The organism is Veillonella infantium, assembly GCF_002959895.1.
GTDB classification, from domain to species: domain Bacteria; phylum Bacillota; class Negativicutes; order Veillonellales; family Veillonellaceae; genus Veillonella; species Veillonella infantium.
The window spans coordinates 63,944-80,461 of sequence record NZ_PPDD01000010.1 but is presented as its reverse complement, the minus strand read 5'-3'; the positions used below and the strand labels follow the sequence as shown (position 1 = coordinate 80,461).

General features: G+C 37.5%; 15 protein-coding genes. All 15 read right to left on the bottom strand.

Translation table 11 applies throughout. The features are described from left to right. Nucleotides 1-83: 83 nt before the first annotated feature. Nucleotides 84-1,910: a polysaccharide biosynthesis protein gene (locus VCHSUH03_RS06535; RefSeq protein WP_105094449.1), complete on the bottom strand. Its 1,827-nt coding sequence runs from the start codon at nt 1,908-1,910 to the stop codon at nt 84-86. A gap of 36 nt (nt 1,911-1,946) precedes the next feature. Next, the gene (locus tag VCHSUH03_RS06530) at nt 1,947-2,690 is read right to left on the bottom strand and encodes a polysaccharide biosynthesis/export family protein (RefSeq protein ID WP_105094448.1); all 744 of its coding nucleotides are present in this window, start codon (nt 2,688-2,690) and stop codon (nt 1,947-1,949) included. 420 nt (nt 2,691-3,110) lie between these two features. Next, nucleotides 3,111-3,821 (bottom strand): ABC transporter ATP-binding protein, encoded by a 711-nt coding sequence (locus VCHSUH03_RS06525; protein WP_105085419.1) that lies wholly within the window; start codon nt 3,819-3,821, stop codon nt 3,111-3,113. A gap of 1 nt (nt 3,822) precedes the next feature. After that, nucleotides 3,823-4,584, bottom strand: a complete 762-nt coding sequence (locus tag VCHSUH03_RS06520; protein WP_105085418.1) for an ABC transporter ATP-binding protein — start codon at nt 4,582-4,584, stop codon at nt 3,823-3,825. Nucleotides 4,585-4,595: 11 nt separating this feature from the next. Then, nucleotides 4,596-5,609, bottom strand: coding sequence for a branched-chain amino acid ABC transporter permease (locus VCHSUH03_RS06515; protein ID WP_105094447.1), 1,014 nt, complete (start codon nt 5,607-5,609; stop codon nt 4,596-4,598). Next, entirely contained in the window at nt 5,609-6,490 is an 882-nt protein-coding gene (locus VCHSUH03_RS06510) for a branched-chain amino acid ABC transporter permease (protein ID WP_105085416.1), read from the bottom strand. Before VCHSUH03_RS06510 ends, VCHSUH03_RS06515 begins: the two co-directional genes overlap by 1 nt. Nucleotides 6,491-6,507: 17 nt before the next feature. Then, nucleotides 6,508-7,656 carry an ABC transporter substrate-binding protein gene (locus tag VCHSUH03_RS06505; RefSeq protein ID WP_105085415.1) on the bottom strand — a complete coding sequence of 383 codons (1,149 nt, stop codon included), beginning with the start codon at nt 7,654-7,656 and terminating at the stop codon, nt 6,508-6,510. A 109-nt stretch (nt 7,657-7,765) separates the two neighbouring features. Beyond that, nucleotides 7,766-9,685, bottom strand: a complete 1,920-nt coding sequence (locus VCHSUH03_RS06500) for an ABC-F family ATP-binding cassette domain-containing protein (RefSeq protein WP_105094446.1) — start codon at nt 9,683-9,685, stop codon at nt 7,766-7,768. A gap of 27 nt (nt 9,686-9,712) precedes the next feature. Continuing rightward, nucleotides 9,713-10,993 carry a type II secretion system protein GspD gene (locus VCHSUH03_RS06495; protein ID WP_105094541.1) on the bottom strand — a complete coding sequence of 427 codons (1,281 nt, stop codon included), beginning with the start codon at nt 10,991-10,993 and terminating at the stop codon, nt 9,713-9,715. Between the two features lie 89 nt (nt 10,994-11,082). Next, nucleotides 11,083-11,913 carry a hypothetical protein gene (locus tag VCHSUH03_RS06490; RefSeq protein ID WP_105089000.1) on the bottom strand — a complete coding sequence of 277 codons (831 nt, stop codon included), beginning with the start codon at nt 11,911-11,913 and terminating at the stop codon, nt 11,083-11,085. Between the two features lie 129 nt (nt 11,914-12,042). Beyond that, entirely contained in the window at nt 12,043-13,032 is a 990-nt protein-coding gene (gene galE / locus VCHSUH03_RS06485; protein ID WP_105094445.1) for a UDP-glucose 4-epimerase GalE, read from the bottom strand. 9 nt (nt 13,033-13,041) lie between these two features. After that, on the bottom strand, nt 13,042-14,478 hold the full coding sequence (locus VCHSUH03_RS06480) for a glucose-6-phosphate isomerase (protein ID WP_105094444.1): 1,437 nt from the start codon (nt 14,476-14,478) through the stop codon (nt 13,042-13,044). A gap of 84 nt (nt 14,479-14,562) precedes the next feature. Beyond that, complete coding sequence (locus tag VCHSUH03_RS06475) at nt 14,563-14,841, bottom strand: DUF1294 domain-containing protein (protein WP_105094443.1); 279 nt, start codon at nt 14,839-14,841, stop codon at nt 14,563-14,565. 20 nt (nt 14,842-14,861) lie between these two features. Further along, complete coding sequence (locus VCHSUH03_RS06470) at nt 14,862-15,785, bottom strand: NAD-dependent epimerase/dehydratase family protein (RefSeq protein ID WP_105085408.1); 924 nt, start codon at nt 15,783-15,785, stop codon at nt 14,862-14,864. 20 nt (nt 15,786-15,805) lie between these two features. Then, nucleotides 15,806-16,516 (bottom strand): ribonuclease H1 domain-containing protein, encoded by a 711-nt coding sequence (locus VCHSUH03_RS06465; protein WP_105094442.1) that lies wholly within the window; start codon nt 16,514-16,516, stop codon nt 15,806-15,808. Between the last annotated feature and the right edge of the window lie 2 nt (nt 16,517-16,518).

Below are 16,518 nucleotides of genomic sequence, written 5' to 3'. Positions count from 1 at the left end.
GGTCTCTCCCTCTTAGGAATAGTTACTGTATATCTCCCTCTCACGTAGACTACAGCTCTAAATAAATGATTGTAACTAAATTGTTATACATTATGATTTGGATGATATGTAGGAACGATGTCTTGTAATACATTGATTACATCCAAGTCAGATTTACATGTTTCAAAGCGATCAATTTCACGGCTTAACCATTCTTGATTTACATCTTCTAAGGCAGCTTCAAAGATTTTCTTATGTGTAGTTGTATTAGTACCTTCTTCAGCAGTTAATAATTCTTCATATAGCTTTTCACCTGGACGCAAACCAGTAAATTCAATGCGAATATCTTTATCAGGCTCAAATCCAGAAAGACGAATCATATTTTTCGCTAAATCAACAATTTTTACTGGTTCACCCATATCTAATAAGAACACTTCACCACCATTTCCCATTGCACCAGCTTGTAATACAAGTTGGCTTGCTTCTGGAATAGTCATAAAGTAACGAGTCATTTCAGGATCTGTAACTGTTACAGGTCCACCAGCTTCAATTTGTTTGCGGAATAATGGAATAACAGAACCGCGACTACCAAGAACATTACCAAAGCGAACGGTAATAAACTTTGTATCGTACTTGTGATTCATACCAAGTACGACCTTTTCTGCCACCCGTTTCGTAGCCCCCATAACACTTGTTGGATTTACCGCTTTATCTGTGGAAATCATAACGAATCGCTCAACACCATGTGCTCCCGCTACATCTGCCACATTACGAGTGCCATAAATATTATTTAACACCGCTGCAATCGGTTGGATTTCCATAAGCGGTACATGTTTATGAGCGGCTGCATGGAATACTACATCTGGTTCATAATCGGTAAAGATTTGGTCTAACTGATTTTTATCTCGAATATCAGCAATAATGGGAACCAATGTACCTTCAGGCACAATTGAACGCAACTCTTGGTGAATAAGATAAATACTATTTTCACCATGACCAAGTAACAATAGTTTTTTAGGTCTTACCCGTAATACTTGACGACAAATTTCAGAGCCAATAGAACCACCTGCACCCGTAACAATAACGACTTTATCTTTCAAATATGGTTCTACTTTTGATGTGTCTAGATGAATCTCATCACGTTCCAATAAATCTTCAATGGAAATAGGATGCAAATGAGATACTAAAACCTCATCATCTAATAATTGGTACATCCCAGGTAATGTATTGATTTTACATTTTAGAGGTGAGCAGATTTCCATGATTTCTCGAATAACATCACGTTTTACCGATGGCATAGCAATAATAATTTCTTCAACCTTATATCTTGCTACAAGCATTGGAATATCTTCACGATTCCCTAAAATTCTAAAACCATTCATCAACCGGTTATGTTTATACATATCATCATCAACAAAGCCAATAATACGTCTTGAACGCTTATGATACCGTTCAATTTCACGAGCTATAATTGCACCAGCATCACCAGCACCTATAATGAGTGTATTTACTTGGCCACTTTCACCATCATCCCCATTACTATAGTGAAGCGCCACATAATGTAGCAACATACGTCCCATACCTACTGCACCAGTTGTAAGGAACCAAGTAATAAAATAGATTGATCTTGGTAATGATTTACCAAATACAAACATAGAGGAGTAAAAGATTGCTGTACCTACTGTCGTAGCGACAAATACTGCCAATACCTCTCGCATCCCTGCATAACGCCAAATACGCGTGTACAAATGCATAAGCAAGAACATCAACATATACGAAATAAGCAATATTGGCAATGCGTCTACCATTTGGTCAATATATCGAGGTTCAATATAGCCATCAAATCTAATAAATAAACTAATGAAAGCAACAATAACAATCGTCGCAATATCGGCAATAAACAGTATGGCTGGTAATAAATATGAACGCAAAAGAACGCCCCCTTATATGTGAGATAAACCCTATCCTTAATCCTTACCGATACGTGATACCATGTATGCACTAGTCAAAATTGGAGCAATATCACGAGCAAAGTTAATACGACTATTTTTAGTCAAGTAAAGAACATCCCCTTCTCGCATAATATAGTTTTCGGACATATCTCCAGTTTGTAACATGCGATTTAAATTAATAGGAATTGGTTTTTCAGGATTGTCTTGATGAATTAAGTAAATTTTCTTTTTAGCTGTATCCCAGTTAAAGCTACCAGCCGCACCAATCGCATCAATAACAGTACTAGACTTAGTCAATGTATAAGCACCAGGCTTATTAATCTCACCGAATACATACACCCGAACTCCTCCGAGTTTTGTAACATTTACAGTAATTTCCGGATTAATAATGTACCGAGCTAAACCTTGCTGTAATTGGGCGGTGAACTCATCGACGGTTAAACCATCTGCTTTTACCGGTCCCACCATAGGGAATGATACATATCCGTCAGGACGAACAGTGTACATAATATCGTTACCATTACGTGTACCAAGATCTGGTTGTTGTACAACTTGAATAGTTAGTTCATCACCTTGTCGTAGACGATACACCTTATCAGAACTCACTACAGATGCACTAGTTTCTAGTGGTGCGTGTCCTTCAGTTTGTAATACTTTAGAATTGTAAGACTGTTCAGCTGTTACATTAACAGGTGCAGCCATGGATGTTGTTGTGGCACATAAGAATGCGGCCATCATCATATACTGTTTTTTATTCATATTTTACCTCTTTAATTTACATTCAACTCACTCAATACAACACTATATTTTTTTAGAATTATTAATCCTAAAAAATCGGTTAAGTTATTTTATCATTATTTTAAACTTTCTTCCATAAACACAGCCCGTTCTGAGCTAACTTCATTAAACCTTTAAGAATAAATCGCGTAAATATAAGGATTTCACCATTTTATTATGTGTATTTTTTTACGCATTTCACTCATATTTCACTCGATTTTTTCATTAAATTTAGATATATAAATAAAAAATATATAAACTTAATTCATGGTCGATTCATAAAATCATCAAATACTCATCAATTTTATTGATTAAATAAAAAAATAAGGTATATATACTAGTGTTCTAGTATATATACCTTATTAAAAATTTTAGATAAGCACTATCGACTTAAAGTATTAATTATTCAACACGACCGCCTAAATATGCTTCCATAACGCGAGGATCATGACGTACTTCGTCAGCAGGACCAGATAATACCATCTTACCTGTTTCCAATACATACGCATAATCAGCTATTTTTAATGCTTGTCGTACATTTTGTTCTACCAAGAGAACAGTAGTTCCTTCAGCACTAATCTCTTTGATAGTTTCAAAGATTTCGTTTACTACTAATGGTGCAAGACCCATAGATGGTTCATCCAATAATAACAATTTTGGACGTGCCATAAGGGCGCGACCAATAGCCAACATTTGCTGTTGACCACCAGATAGTGTACCACCTAATTGATAACTACGTTCATCAAGAATTGGAAAGCGTTTAAATACTTTTTTGATATCCTCTTCGATTTCCTTATCATTGCGAATATAAGCGCCCATTTCTAAGTTTTCATAAACGGTCATATCTTGAAGGATTTGACGACCTTCAGGAACTAAAGAAATACCGCCATGTACAATTTGATGTGTTTTATGACCAGTAATATCTTGACCTTCAAACAATACTTTTCCAGATGTAGGCTTTACAAGGCCCATTATAGTCTTCATCGTAGTAGACTTGCCGGCCCCATTAGCACCGATCAAAGATACAATGGAACCTTGTGGTACTTCTAAACTAATATCTTTTAAGGCTGTAATATGTCCATAACCAGCCACGATGTTTTCTAGCTTTAACATATTACACCTCCTCTTTACCTAAGTATGCTTCAATTACAGCCTCGTTATTTTGAATTTCTTGAGGTGTACCTTCAGCAATTTTCTTACCAAAATTAAGAACCACCATACGATCACAGATGTTCATCATTAATTCCATGGCATGTTCAATAACTACAACAGTAATACCTAAATCACGAATCTTACCAATTAGTTGGCGAAGAACTTCAGTTTCACTATCATTCATACCCGCTGCTGGTTCGTCGAGCAAAATTAATTGTGGATGTGTTGCTAAAGCACGAGCTATTTCAAGGCGACGTTGCTTACCATATGGCAATGATGTAGCTACCTCTTCAGCATCTTCTTCAAGACCTACAAGTTTTAAAAACTCATAAGCAATACCACGACAACGCTCTTCTTCGATGCGTTGACGTTTTGTCTTTAAGAAACTAGACAAGAATCCAGACCCAGTACGACAATGCATGCCGGTTAATACAGTTTCAAGAGCTGTCATATTACCAAAAAGACGAATATTTTGGAACGTACGAGCAATCCCCATTTCAACAGTTCTATGAGGCTTAATACCTACTACAGACATACCGTCAAAAACGATTTCGCCAGAACTTACAGGGAATACACCAGTAATCAAGTTAAAGAGAGTAGTCTTACCGGCACCATTTGGACCGATAACACCAAACACTTCACCTTGTTTAACGCCAAAGGATACACCGGTGAGAGCTGCAACGCCACCAAAGCTTTTACTTACGTCATTTAATTCTAATAGCATTCAGTTCCCTCCTATCCTTGTTTTTCTTCTTGTTGTTTACGTTTATACGCTTCAAAACGTTCTGTTAATACTTGTGATTCAGGAATATATGGAGCCTTTTTAAAGCCTAACTTACGACTAATTTTGTCTACCATAGATTCTGTTAAAATACCATCCGGGCGAACTGCCATCAAAATAACTAGTAATGCACCGTAGATAATGTCCCGATAATCGGATAAGAAGCGTAATACTTCTGGTAATAATGTAAGAATAAAGGAACCTAAAACGGAGCCCCATACTACATTAGAACCACCAAATACAGGGAATAATAAGATTTGTACTACCTTGTGATAGCTAAAGTCTGTAGGATTGATAAAGTTTGTAATATGAGCATACAAACCACCGCCAATACCGGCAATGAAAGCACCAATGATAAAAGCCATCATCTTGTAGTATACAACGTTAATCCCCATTAATTCTGCTGCATGATCATCCGCCTTAATCGCTGCAAAGGCACGACCAACACGACTATTATTAATGCGTACACAGAAGGCAATAATCAATACTAAAATGATTAGCAAAATAATAATAGCCATTAAGTTGCCCCATGCAACAGCATCGATGCCCATTAAACCATCCATATCAAGTTCATAGGCTAAATTTGTTAATTCTTGAGGAATAGATGGAATACCAGAAAGGCCTAACGCACCATTAGTAATATCCAAATTCAAGAAAATAACACGCACAACTTCACCAAAACCAAGAGTAGCAATGGCAAGATATAAACCGCGAAGACGTGTTGTTGGTAAGCCGATAATAACGGCTACAAGGCTAGCAACTAGGCCACCAATAATAATGCCTAGAACAATAGGCAAATCAGCTTTCAAAGAAAGGATAGCCCCTACGTATGCACCAACACTCATAAAACCAGCAGCCCCTAAAGAAAGCTGACCACTTGCAAGTGTGAAGTAAATAGAAATACCCATGATGGCATTGATGATGAAGAACATCACGATCTGTAGATAATACGGGTTTAATAAATCCATTAAGGTCTACCCCCTTTATCTTTAGAACCAAACAAGCCTTGTGGGCGCCAGAATAATAATAAGATAATGAGGCCAAAGGCCACCGCGTCACGGAATGTAGAGGCCCCATATGCAACAGAGAAGATTTCTGCTACACCTAAAATAAAACCACCAACCATGGCGCCTGTAATATTACCAAGACCACCTAAGATAAGTACAGCAAGGCCTTTAAATCCAATAATAACACCCATAGTAGGCTCAATAGCATTAAAGGACAAGCCTACCAATACACCTGCTGCTGCACCCAAGGCAGATGCAATCATAACGGTAACAGAAATAATCATTGTTGGATTAATGCCCAAGAGAGCCGCTGTTTCTGTGCTCATAGATACGGCACGAATAGCCTTACCAATTTTAGTTTTCTTAATAACTATATTAAGAATTAGCATTAAAACAACAGAAACACCTAAACCAATAATTTGTACCATGGAAATTTTGAAAACTCCAAAGTCGATTAGGCCACCAATATAGTCTGGTGGGAAAGATCTTGTTTGAGGGCCCCAAAGCAATAATGCCAAACTTTCAAGAAAAATAGAAACACCAATGGTACTAATAAGTGGTGCCAAGTGAGACACCTTTTTCTTACGTAGTGGACGAAGCGCCACAAATTCTAATAGATAACCGAGGATAGCACCGACAGCCATAGCTACGATAAGGGCTACAAAAATGTTAACGTCAAAAACAGTTACCATAAAAAGACCAACGAAGGCACCTATCATAAAGATGCCTCCGTGTGCCATGTTGATGATATTTAAAACGCCAAACACAAGTGTTAAGCCAATAGCGAGTACAGCATATAAGCTACCGAGGGTTAACCCGTTAACTAATTGTTGTAAAAACACTATACTACCTCAACTTTTTATTTTTTTAATGCGTCAAATTGACCGTTTTTAATTTGTAAAACTTGAACTTCCATGGAAGGGTCACGTTTTTCGTTGAATTTGAATTGACCTGTTACACCAACGAAGTCTGCAATATTTTTCAATGCTTCACGGAATTTTTCACGATCTGTAGTGGAGCCAGATTTTTTCAATGCTGCTTCATACAAGTAAACTGCATCGTACGCTTGCGCTGCAAATTGGTCTGGTTCTTTACCATATTTATCTTTGTAAGCTTTACGGAAGTCTTTTACCTTTTGATCGTCTTTGTTAGGGAACCAAGGTGTACCTACGATAACGCCATCCGCTGCAGCACCTGCAATTTTAATGAATTCAGGGCTATTGAAACCATTAGAACCAATTACAGGTTGATTCATACCCATTTCACGCATTTTTTTCATGATCAATGCGCCTTCTTGGTATAGAGAAGCAACTACAATTACATCAGGTTTTGCTTGTTGAATCTTAGTTAATTGTGCAGAGAAGTCTGTATCTTTGTCTGCAAATGTTTCAGTATCAACGATTTGTACACCTTCAGCTTCCAATGCTTTACGAGCTGTATTATTTACAGATACCATTTGGTCATTGTTGTTGGAGTACATAATAGCTGCAGTTTTGAAGCCTAAAACTTTATGTGCTTCTTTAATTGCAGTATCTACTGCCAAGGATTCTGGTACAGCATTACGGAAAATGTAATCGCCGATATCTGTAATACCTTCAGCTGTTGTAGATGTACCAAGAGCTACGATTTTGCTTTTGTTTGCTACAGGACCTGCTGCCATCATTTCGCCAGATAACATTGGGCCAATAACAGCTACAACTTTATCTTTAGAAATTACTTTATTCATTGCATTGATAGCTTCGTTTTTATCACCTTTAGTATCTTCTACTAACAAGTTGATTTTCACAGCATTTGCATCAGCGTTGATTTCGCTTACTGCCAATTCTGCACCAGCTTTAATGGATTCACCATATGCTGCTGCGCCACCAGTTGTTGTTGTTAACAATGCAATTTTAGCTTCATTACTATTTGCATTACCTGCATCTTTATTACTGCCACAACCAGCAGCAACTGCCATTACACCAGCAAGACCAAAAATGGCCGCTTTTTTTAACATGGATTTATTCATGCTACACCCTTCCTTTGAAACATAAAACTTTAAATCTATATCTATATTATTAGAGTTTTTAATCCTTTGTCAATTAAAATAACTCTATAATAATATATACTATTATAAGTTATTCAGATAATCGTTCCCATTTTTCATACAATGCATCTAACTCACTTTGTGTTGATTCAATTTGTATGGAAATTTTGGACATTTCATCTAAATCTTGCTGTACTACAGGATTAGCTAATTGAACTTCATACATTTTCATAGTTGCTTCTAATCGAGCAATTTCAGATTCCACCTCAGCTAATTGCTTTTCTATCATATAGGCATTCGGTTTCTTCTGTGATGCCTCTGTAGATTCTTCTACTGAAAGTATAGGTTCATTAATAGAAGTATGTTTATTGTCACTAACACGGTTTTCTAAGTTTTGCTCGTTAGCAATGGCTAACAAATCTTCCTGTTCTTTTAACTTTTCTTTGTAGTACGAGTAATTACCGAGATATTCAGTAATTTTTCCATCATCTAGAACAATGGTTTTTGTAGAAACTTGATCCAAAAAATATCTGTCATGAGAAATAATAAAGCAAGTACCTTCAAATTGTTGTAATGCTTCTTCCACAATTTCACGCGTTGGAATATCTAAATGGTTTGTCGGTTCGTCTAAGATAAGAAAATTATCTCCTTGAAGGAATAATTTTAACAATGCTAACCGAGCTCTTTCACCACCGGATAAGTCTCCTACTAGCTTAAATACATCATCCCCTTTAAATAGGAATGAGCCTAATACATTGCGGGCTTTTTCTTCAGTATAGTTAAAATGGTTCATAACCTCTTCTACTACCTGCCAAGAATCATGTAATTCCTCATGCTCTTGTGAGAAGTATCCCACTTGTACGCGGTTACCGATATCTACGTGACCATTCTCAGGGAATAATTCACCTACTATAGTTTTTACCAGAGTCGATTTGCCAGCCCCATTAGGTCCAATAAGGGCTACTGATTCCCCTCGTCGCACTACGAGTGATATATCATCAATGATAGGATTTTCACCATATCCTACCGATAAATGATCTAGAACAAGAACCTTATCGGCACTCATTGCAGCAGGGGGAAAAGAAAATTGTAAATGATGTGAAGTTACCGGTGCATCAAGTCGTTCTAAACGATTAAGTTGAGACTGACGACCACGAGCCATTTTAGATTTAATACCGGCGCGGTATTTATCTATATAAGCCTCTGTCTTTTTGATGTACTCCTGTTGTTTCTCATAGGCCATCATATCCGCTTTCAACCGTTCATCTCGCTGTTGAATATAACGACTATAATTACCACGATACGTTGTAGCCTTATAGTTATCCAATTCTACAACGCCAGTAACAATACGGTCTAAAAAATAACGGTCATGGCTGACAATGAGAATCCCGCCATGATAGGCAGACAAATACCCTTCAAGCCACTCTAACATGTCCATATCTAAATGGTTAGTTGGTTCGTCTAAGAATAAAAAGTCTGGGCGCCGTACCAATGCTTTAGCTAAATTAATTCGAGTCTTTTGACCACCAGAAAAAGCGCTTGCTGGTTTATCTAAATCCTCATCAGTAAAGCCAAGACCATAAATGATGCGCTTAGTCTTTTGCTCGTAATCATAGCCGCCTAACCATTCAAGACGATTTTGTAAATAATCTAATCGTTGTAAATCAGATTCACTCGCCTCTTCTGTTTCTAAGCGTGTGGTAAGTTCTTTAAGTTGTTCTTCCAATGCATGTACATCAGCCCATGCCTTTTCAATCTCAGTAGCTAAACTATCATCACCAAGATTTACATCTTGTTGTAAGTAGCCAATGCTTGCAACAGGTGACTTAACTACATTACCCTCATCAAGATCTTCATAGCCTAATATACATTTTAATAAGGTCGATTTCCCAGCCCCATTAGGACCTACTAAGGCTAAGCGATCACCTTCTTTTATCTCAAAGGACACATTGGAAAATACTTGGCGCACCCCAAATGATTTCCCAAGGCCTATCATTCGAATGCGTTCCATTCATAACCTCCTAATCATTACCCTTTATTATACCACAATTGCCCGAACTAATATTAGCATCTCTATAGAATCTTTTGTTTTTCTACTATGTCGGAATAATTTACCTAGTAAAGGAATATCTCCTAAAATAGGTACTTTTTGAATTTGATGTTGATTGCGATTATCCATAAGTCCACCTATAACGAGTACCTCTCCAGGTTGTAACCGCACCCGTGTATGTGCTTGCCGCGTACTAATTTTATAAGCTTTCATTTCGGATACCATGATAGGTGTACTTACTTCAGCGTGAATTTTTGCATCTACACCGCCATCCCCAGTAATAATAGGCGTGTAGTTTAACTTAATCCCCACCTCTTCATAACGTGTAGAACGCTTACGTTCGCCATTCACTTCGGACTCTTCTATAACAGGGATACGTTCACCGATCAAGATATGTGCTGTTTCACCATTTAAGGCCATAATAGATGGCTTAGCAATTAGCGCGGCTTTACCGGAACTTTCCATAAGACTCAACTCGGGTTTCACAAAAAATTTATAGGCTTCACCACCGGGTGTTTTACCAAAGGTAACGGCCCCGTAAGAATTAGTTTTATCTTCACCATGTCCTGTCAAGCTAAGCCACGACCACCGAATGCCTTGCTCCTTTGCATAAGATTGTTCCATAGCAATGACTGTCGCTTCTAATTGTACTTGCTTAGGCTCCTTATCTATAGCTTTAACCAGTGTTTCTACACGCCGTTTCTCTCCACTGGTCAAATGCATAATCACTTCATTTTGTTCTGAAAGTACCGCCATTTTATCATGTTTCACAACAGTGCCCATTATATTTTTTAAAGACTCTGCTGGCAAATGCTCCGGTGTTATAACATATAATTCTCTATTTTCAAGTGCTTTGTCATCTGGCTCAATAAGAATCGTATTATATTGTTTTGAAACGGAAAAATGATATAGCCTTCCTAATTCTTTTATAAGATCCTCTGGTGTTTCACCTTGCACAGTAGCCGTAATGTTACCTGTTAAAGATTCTACACCCATAACAGATATACGATAACTCCGACAAATCCCTAATACTGTTTCTTTTAGAGAAGCATTACGAACGGATATCGTAATTGATTCTTTTGATTTTCTCAGCTCGCCCTTTTCATTAATTACGTTATCCTTTTCTATGTCATTATTATTATTTGATTTACCATTACTAATTTCTCTATCTAGTGAGTCCCTATCGCTTTCTAGATTAGTAGTTACTGCTGGCCCTGTATTACTCGCTAATACTATAGAAGATTCCCCTAATGATGCATATAGAAACATAACCACTATTATAATTATTTTTAGTAGTATGCTAGCTTTGAATAGTTTTTTTCTTACTATGGTCACTCTACTACGTAAGCAATCCTTACCTAATTGATTTTTAACCACCGTGATGAACCTCCTTCAACGATTTCTACACCACTTGCACTTATATTAGAGACAGTAACGCCATGCCAAACCATCCCAACAGTAACCATTTGCTCCTCTGTACCTTTTCGTAAAATAGCAATAATCTCATTGCCCTCAACAATACCAACAAGTTCAACAGGCTGTTCCATACTCGAAGAATTTAACCTACTATGAGACTTTGAATTAATTTGATTATTAGTAAAATCATCACTGCTATCACTAATGGTTTTATCCCCTGTGTGTTTATTCTTATTCTGTGTTCTCCTGGTTTTATACCTATTAGTCCGTCCTTTATATGTATCCCTGCCTGAGTACTTACTATTATTAAACCCTTGCATATCATTAATGCTATCAGCCACTTCATCTACATCCTTAGTATCTTCATGTCTACCATGTACATCATTATCTGGTAAATCTTTAAAAACCTCTCTCCAAGGATGCCCGCGTTCCACGCTGCTCACATCATATAACAAACGGCCCTCACTTTTAGTTTTTAGATCGTCATCTTTTCTCGTTTCTATAGCATCACTGTTATGATGTTTCTGTCTATTATGTGAAACTCCGTCTGATGATTCTTTTGAACTTAATCGGGTCTGATTATTTTCCTCACTATTAACATGCTTAGGTTGTACATGAACACGTTCTTCTTCGTGAGGATATAAAGCACCAACGATTAATACGCCAACTATAATTACAAGAAAAATAGAAATAATAATTTTATAGTGACGAATAATAAAATACTGTTTATCAATCCATAATTTAATGCGTTGTATATAATCTTGTAAGTTCATATTCCACCTCCTGCTGACATATTCTAGGAGGTCCTTTTAAATTCCTACAAAAAAATGACTCTACCAGTCACCTAGGTGACTAATAGAGTCATTCATTATATTGACAAATCAAAAGGATTTGTTCTTGTTTTATTTGCTTTTAAAACCATCAGGATGAGATGTATGCCATTTCCAAGCATCCTTAATAACATCAGCTACATTACTAAATTTAGGGTCCCAACCAAGTAAGTTTTTAATCTTTTCAGAAGAAGCAATCAATGTACCAGGGTCCCCTGCACGACGATCACCATATTGAACAGGAATATCGATGCCTGTAACTTCTTTTGCAGTTTCAATGATTTCTTTTACGGAGAAGCCATTTCCACTACCAAGATTAAATACTTGGGATTCCCCACCTTTACTTAAATAGTCCATAGCTAATACGTGAGCAGTTGCCAAATCATTAACATGAATATAGTCGCGCACACATGTACCATCAGCTGTATCATAGTCAGTGCCAAATACAGTTATATGTTCTCTTTTACCACGAGCTGCATCGAGCACAAGTGGAATCAAATGAGTCTCTGGATGATGGTCTTCCCCAATCGTACCAGATGGATCGGCACCTGCAGCATTGAAGTAACGCAATGCAACATAAGTGGAACCATAAATTGAACTATAGTCAGATAACATTTCTTCAATCATTAACTTAGTACGACCATATACATTTGTAGGATGCAATTGAGCATCTTCACGAATTGGCACTACCTCTGGTTCGCCATATACAGCAGCAGTACTAGAAAACACAAAATGTTTTACACCCGCAGTACGAGCAGATTCAATAAGGTGATAGGAGCCAACTACATTATTTTCATAATAAATAGCTGGATTTACCATTGATTCTCCAACTTGAGAATGGGCTGCAAAATGCATAACACCAATGATGTTATGGTCTTTCATAATATCGACTAACTTAGGATCTGCAATATCCATATTGTAGAATGTAACCCCTTCAGGAATAGATTCCACATGTCCGCGAGATAAATTATCTACAATGATTGGTGTATAACCTGCTTGTTGTAAGGCACGTACAGTATGACTCCCAATATAACCAGCACCACCTGTTACTAAAATATTCATAGTTCCCCCTTATGAATTATGTGTATCCTTTGCACGAGCTAATTTAGGCCCGATGAGACGTTTATAGACCTCAACACCTGGTTGGTCAAAAGCATCAACACCAGCAAAAATAGACTCGAAATAAACCGCCCAACAATGCATAAACATAATTTCCCCTAAATGGAATGCATTAAGCGTTGGTACAGTTATAGTCATGTTGAAGCGATTATCACTGGATAAGGCCTCTCTATTGGCATCTAAGGCAATATTTAAAATATCACAAATACCTACATTTCCAAGTGCTTGTAATCTTTCATATTGACTATGTGTATTAGGCACTACGAGATTATGTTTCCAATCCTTAACCTTAATAAATTGAACCACCTTATTAAGACGACCCTCTTGATGCTCTTGTACTTGAGCATGCATATCCATAGTCCCTACTGCAGCAACCGGCGTACGACCATATGGTAAGCAAGTATTACTCATCTTCCCTAAAGATTCGGATAATAGTTGTACATACCAATCAGATAAGGAGTGAAGAGCTTCACCATAAGGCATAAACACCTCAATAATACGACCGTACCGTTCAGACGCAATATATTTTAGTAAAGCACTTAATAAAGCAGGATTTTTAAAAATATCCTCTTCTTGACAGGCCGCATCCATTGAAGCTGCACCTGCCAAGAAACCTTCAATATCAAATCCTACTAGAGCAGCTGTAACAAAACCTACTTCAGTAAATACAGAGAAACGACCACCTACACCATAAGGAATACTATAGGTCTTCCAATGATTCTCTATTGCCATAGAGCGTAAAACTGTAGGATGTTCATCATCAGACATATCGGTAACAGCTACCACTTCATAATTTATATTACGATCTTGTAAAGCTTTTTCCAAAATCATAAAGTTAGCCATTGGCTCGATGGTAGAACCTGACTTAGATGTAATAACGAGCATCACCTTATAGTCTGATCCTTTTGTCTGTGCTTGGTACTCTAAAGTGCGAATAAGACCAGCTAAATAATCACCATCTACATTAAAGCCTGCAAAATACATCCGTGGATATCCGTTTCGTTCTTCCGAACTGAGATTATTCCAAAACGCCCCACATTGGACATCAAAAATAACCTTACTACCCAAGTAAGAGCCACCAATACCTACAGATACAACTGTGTCAATATTATGGCGAGCATAGTCCCGCAGTTCATAAAGTCGTTTCAACATTGCAGGTGTATTGATACCATCTTCTGAAATATAAGGAAGTTGGTAAAACAATACCGGTTCAGGCAAGCCATCCTTAGAAACATGTCCTTCTTCAAAGCCTGTAGAACGCAAAATATTTGTATGACGCCAAACATTTTGTATAGCACGCTCAAAGTTATTTACGTCTCGTTCTTGTATGCAACTTTCATTATATATGTTAGCGTAATCTAACTCGAACCCCGATTGTAACCGCAACATCAAATATCTCCTTTACTGACATTTTATGTACAATATTCTACTCATTATACCATAAAACAATGAATAAAATATTAGTTTATACAATCATTTCACCCACAAACCATAGCCAAAACCCACTGCATAAACAGACCACAACAATGCGATAGGGATAGCCAGCTTAAATTTAACCTTTAATATCTTATGGCGCCACAGAACCATGCCTAATAAAGCACCTACACCACCAAAGGCAAATGCTAAAAATAATAAAGTAAACTCTGAAATTCGTCCATATCCCTTGATGGCACATAATTTATCATATCCATACATACTAAATACGATAAGATTCCAGACACCTACAGTTACCCAAAATTGTGTATCACTCATATCCCCAAACCTTGTATCCCTTACTTATGATGAGCTTTAAAATACTCTAATGTTTTTTGTAAGCCTTCATCTAATGTTGTGGACGCTACAAATCCAAAATCGCGTTCCGCCTTGACATTGCTTAAACGAGAATGCTTGATATCCCCAACCCGCTCAGCCTCATAGTGCACCATAAAGTCTGCACCACTAATAGCACGGAATCGCGTAATCAACTCATTAACAGATGTTCCCTTATTGGTAGATACATTATAAATACCTGTACATTGACTATTCCTCATAGCCTTAATATTAGCATCTACCACATCATCTACATAAATGAAGTCTCTAGTTTGTTCCCCATCACCGTATACGGTTAAAGGCTGACCTTCAACGATCAAACGGTTAAAGACACTGATAACGCCACCTTCACCACCATCACCTTGACGTGGTCCATATACATTGGCATATCTAAAGCACACTGTATTTAATCCAAAGGCTTCACGATAAATACGTAAATAACCTTCTGCAGTAAGCTTTGTTAGTCCGTAAAAGGAAGAAGGCATCCCACTTAATTCCTCAGTTAATGGCAATACTGCTAAATCCCCATAAACAGCAGCGGACGAAGGCATTAAGAATTGTTCAACTTTCACCTGACGACATGCATCTAAAACATTAATAAGCCCCAATAGATTCACATCACAGTCATAACTAGGATTCTCCATAGAGGATTGAACCATAGTTTGCGCTGCCTCATGGAATACAATAGAGGGCTTAAACTCTTCAAAAATAGATACTAGCTTTGGATCTCGTACATCCATCTCAATAAATTGAGCTGCTTCATGTACAAAAGAACGCATACCAGTAGATAAATTATCTATAACAAGCACATTGTGCCCTAATTCAATTAATCGATCAACGAGATGAGAGCCAATAAATCCAGCCCCACCTGTAACACATATATTCATAGTACCCTCCCTTCTTTTTTCTAAATACCTGCACCTTGTTTAGCTAGTGCATCGGCCATTTCATTATATGTATCGCCTGTATGAGCAGCTACCTTGTGAAAGTGTACGCGCACACGGTCTTTTATAGAGTCATAAAATGCTGCGTACTGTTGAGTAAGCGCATTATTTCTTTTCCAGCCCTTCGTAGCCCACATTTCAATGCCCATATAGTCATAATAAAGTGAACATTCAGAAACGCCGCGATCAACAGCATATTTCATAACATACATAGCAGCTAATAGCTCACCAGCTACATTCCAAAATGATGTATATCGTTCATCCGTAGATGGAAATGAAAAGGTCTCCCTATTCCCATTCAAGAAGATAACGCCACCTGCGCCAACAGTATTAGTCCCTTTATTATAACTACCATCAATATAAGCAACTACATGATTTCGGTGAGTAAAATCTAGTTTTGCCTCACCTGAGGACACCTTATTTTGAATGCCAGAACTAACCTTTGTAGTTATCTTCTTCATCCCTTGCAAAGATTTTGATTCACTCTTATGAGCGCTCATAAAAGCACTTAAGGATAAACCTGAATCTTCTACAAAGGCACGAGCTTCTGCTTCCGTAAGAAAAGACTTGTAGATAGCCCCACCAAAGCCTTTTACCTGTTTCTCACAGTCAGCCCATGTGGTATATACACCTGGTACACGACCCTGACGAACTGCATAATACTTCTTTGCCATAC

Coding starts and splice junctions, on each gene's coding strand:
- VCHSUH03_RS06530 (WP_105094448.1), bottom strand. CDS start 2,690: ATGAATAAAAAACAGTATATGATGATGGCCGCATTCTTATGTGCCACA.
- VCHSUH03_RS06525 (WP_105085419.1), bottom strand. CDS start 3,821: ATGTTAAAGCTAGAAAACATCGTGGCTGGTTATGGACATATTACAGCC.
- VCHSUH03_RS06520 (WP_105085418.1), bottom strand. CDS start 4,584: ATGCTATTAGAATTAAATGACGTAAGTAAAAGCTTTGGTGGCGTTGCA.
- VCHSUH03_RS06515 (WP_105094447.1), bottom strand. CDS start 5,609: ATGGATTTATTAAACCCGTATTATCTACAGATCGTGATGTTCTTCATC.
- VCHSUH03_RS06505 (WP_105085415.1), bottom strand. CDS start 7,656: ATGAATAAATCCATGTTAAAAAAAGCGGCCATTTTTGGTCTTGCTGGT.
- VCHSUH03_RS06500 (WP_105094446.1), bottom strand. CDS start 9,685: ATGGAACGCATTCGAATGATAGGCCTTGGGAAATCATTTGGGGTGCGC.
- VCHSUH03_RS06495 (WP_105094541.1), bottom strand. CDS start 10,993: ATGTTTCTATATGCATCATTAGGGGAATCTTCTATAGTATTAGCGAGT.
- VCHSUH03_RS06490 (WP_105089000.1), bottom strand. CDS start 11,913: ATGAACTTACAAGATTATATACAACGCATTAAATTATGGATTGATAAA.
- galE (WP_105094445.1), bottom strand. CDS start 13,032: ATGAATATTTTAGTAACAGGTGGTGCTGGTTATATTGGGAGTCATACT.
- VCHSUH03_RS06480 (WP_105094444.1), bottom strand. CDS start 14,478: ATGTTGCGGTTACAATCGGGGTTCGAGTTAGATTACGCTAACATATAT.
- VCHSUH03_RS06475 (WP_105094443.1), bottom strand. CDS start 14,841: ATGAGTGATACACAATTTTGGGTAACTGTAGGTGTCTGGAATCTTATC.
- VCHSUH03_RS06470 (WP_105085408.1), bottom strand. CDS start 15,785: ATGAATATATGTGTTACAGGTGGGGCTGGATTTATTGGCTCTCATCTC.
- VCHSUH03_RS06465 (WP_105094442.1), bottom strand. CDS start 16,516: ATGGCAAAGAAGTATTATGCAGTTCGTCAGGGTCGTGTACCAGGTGTA.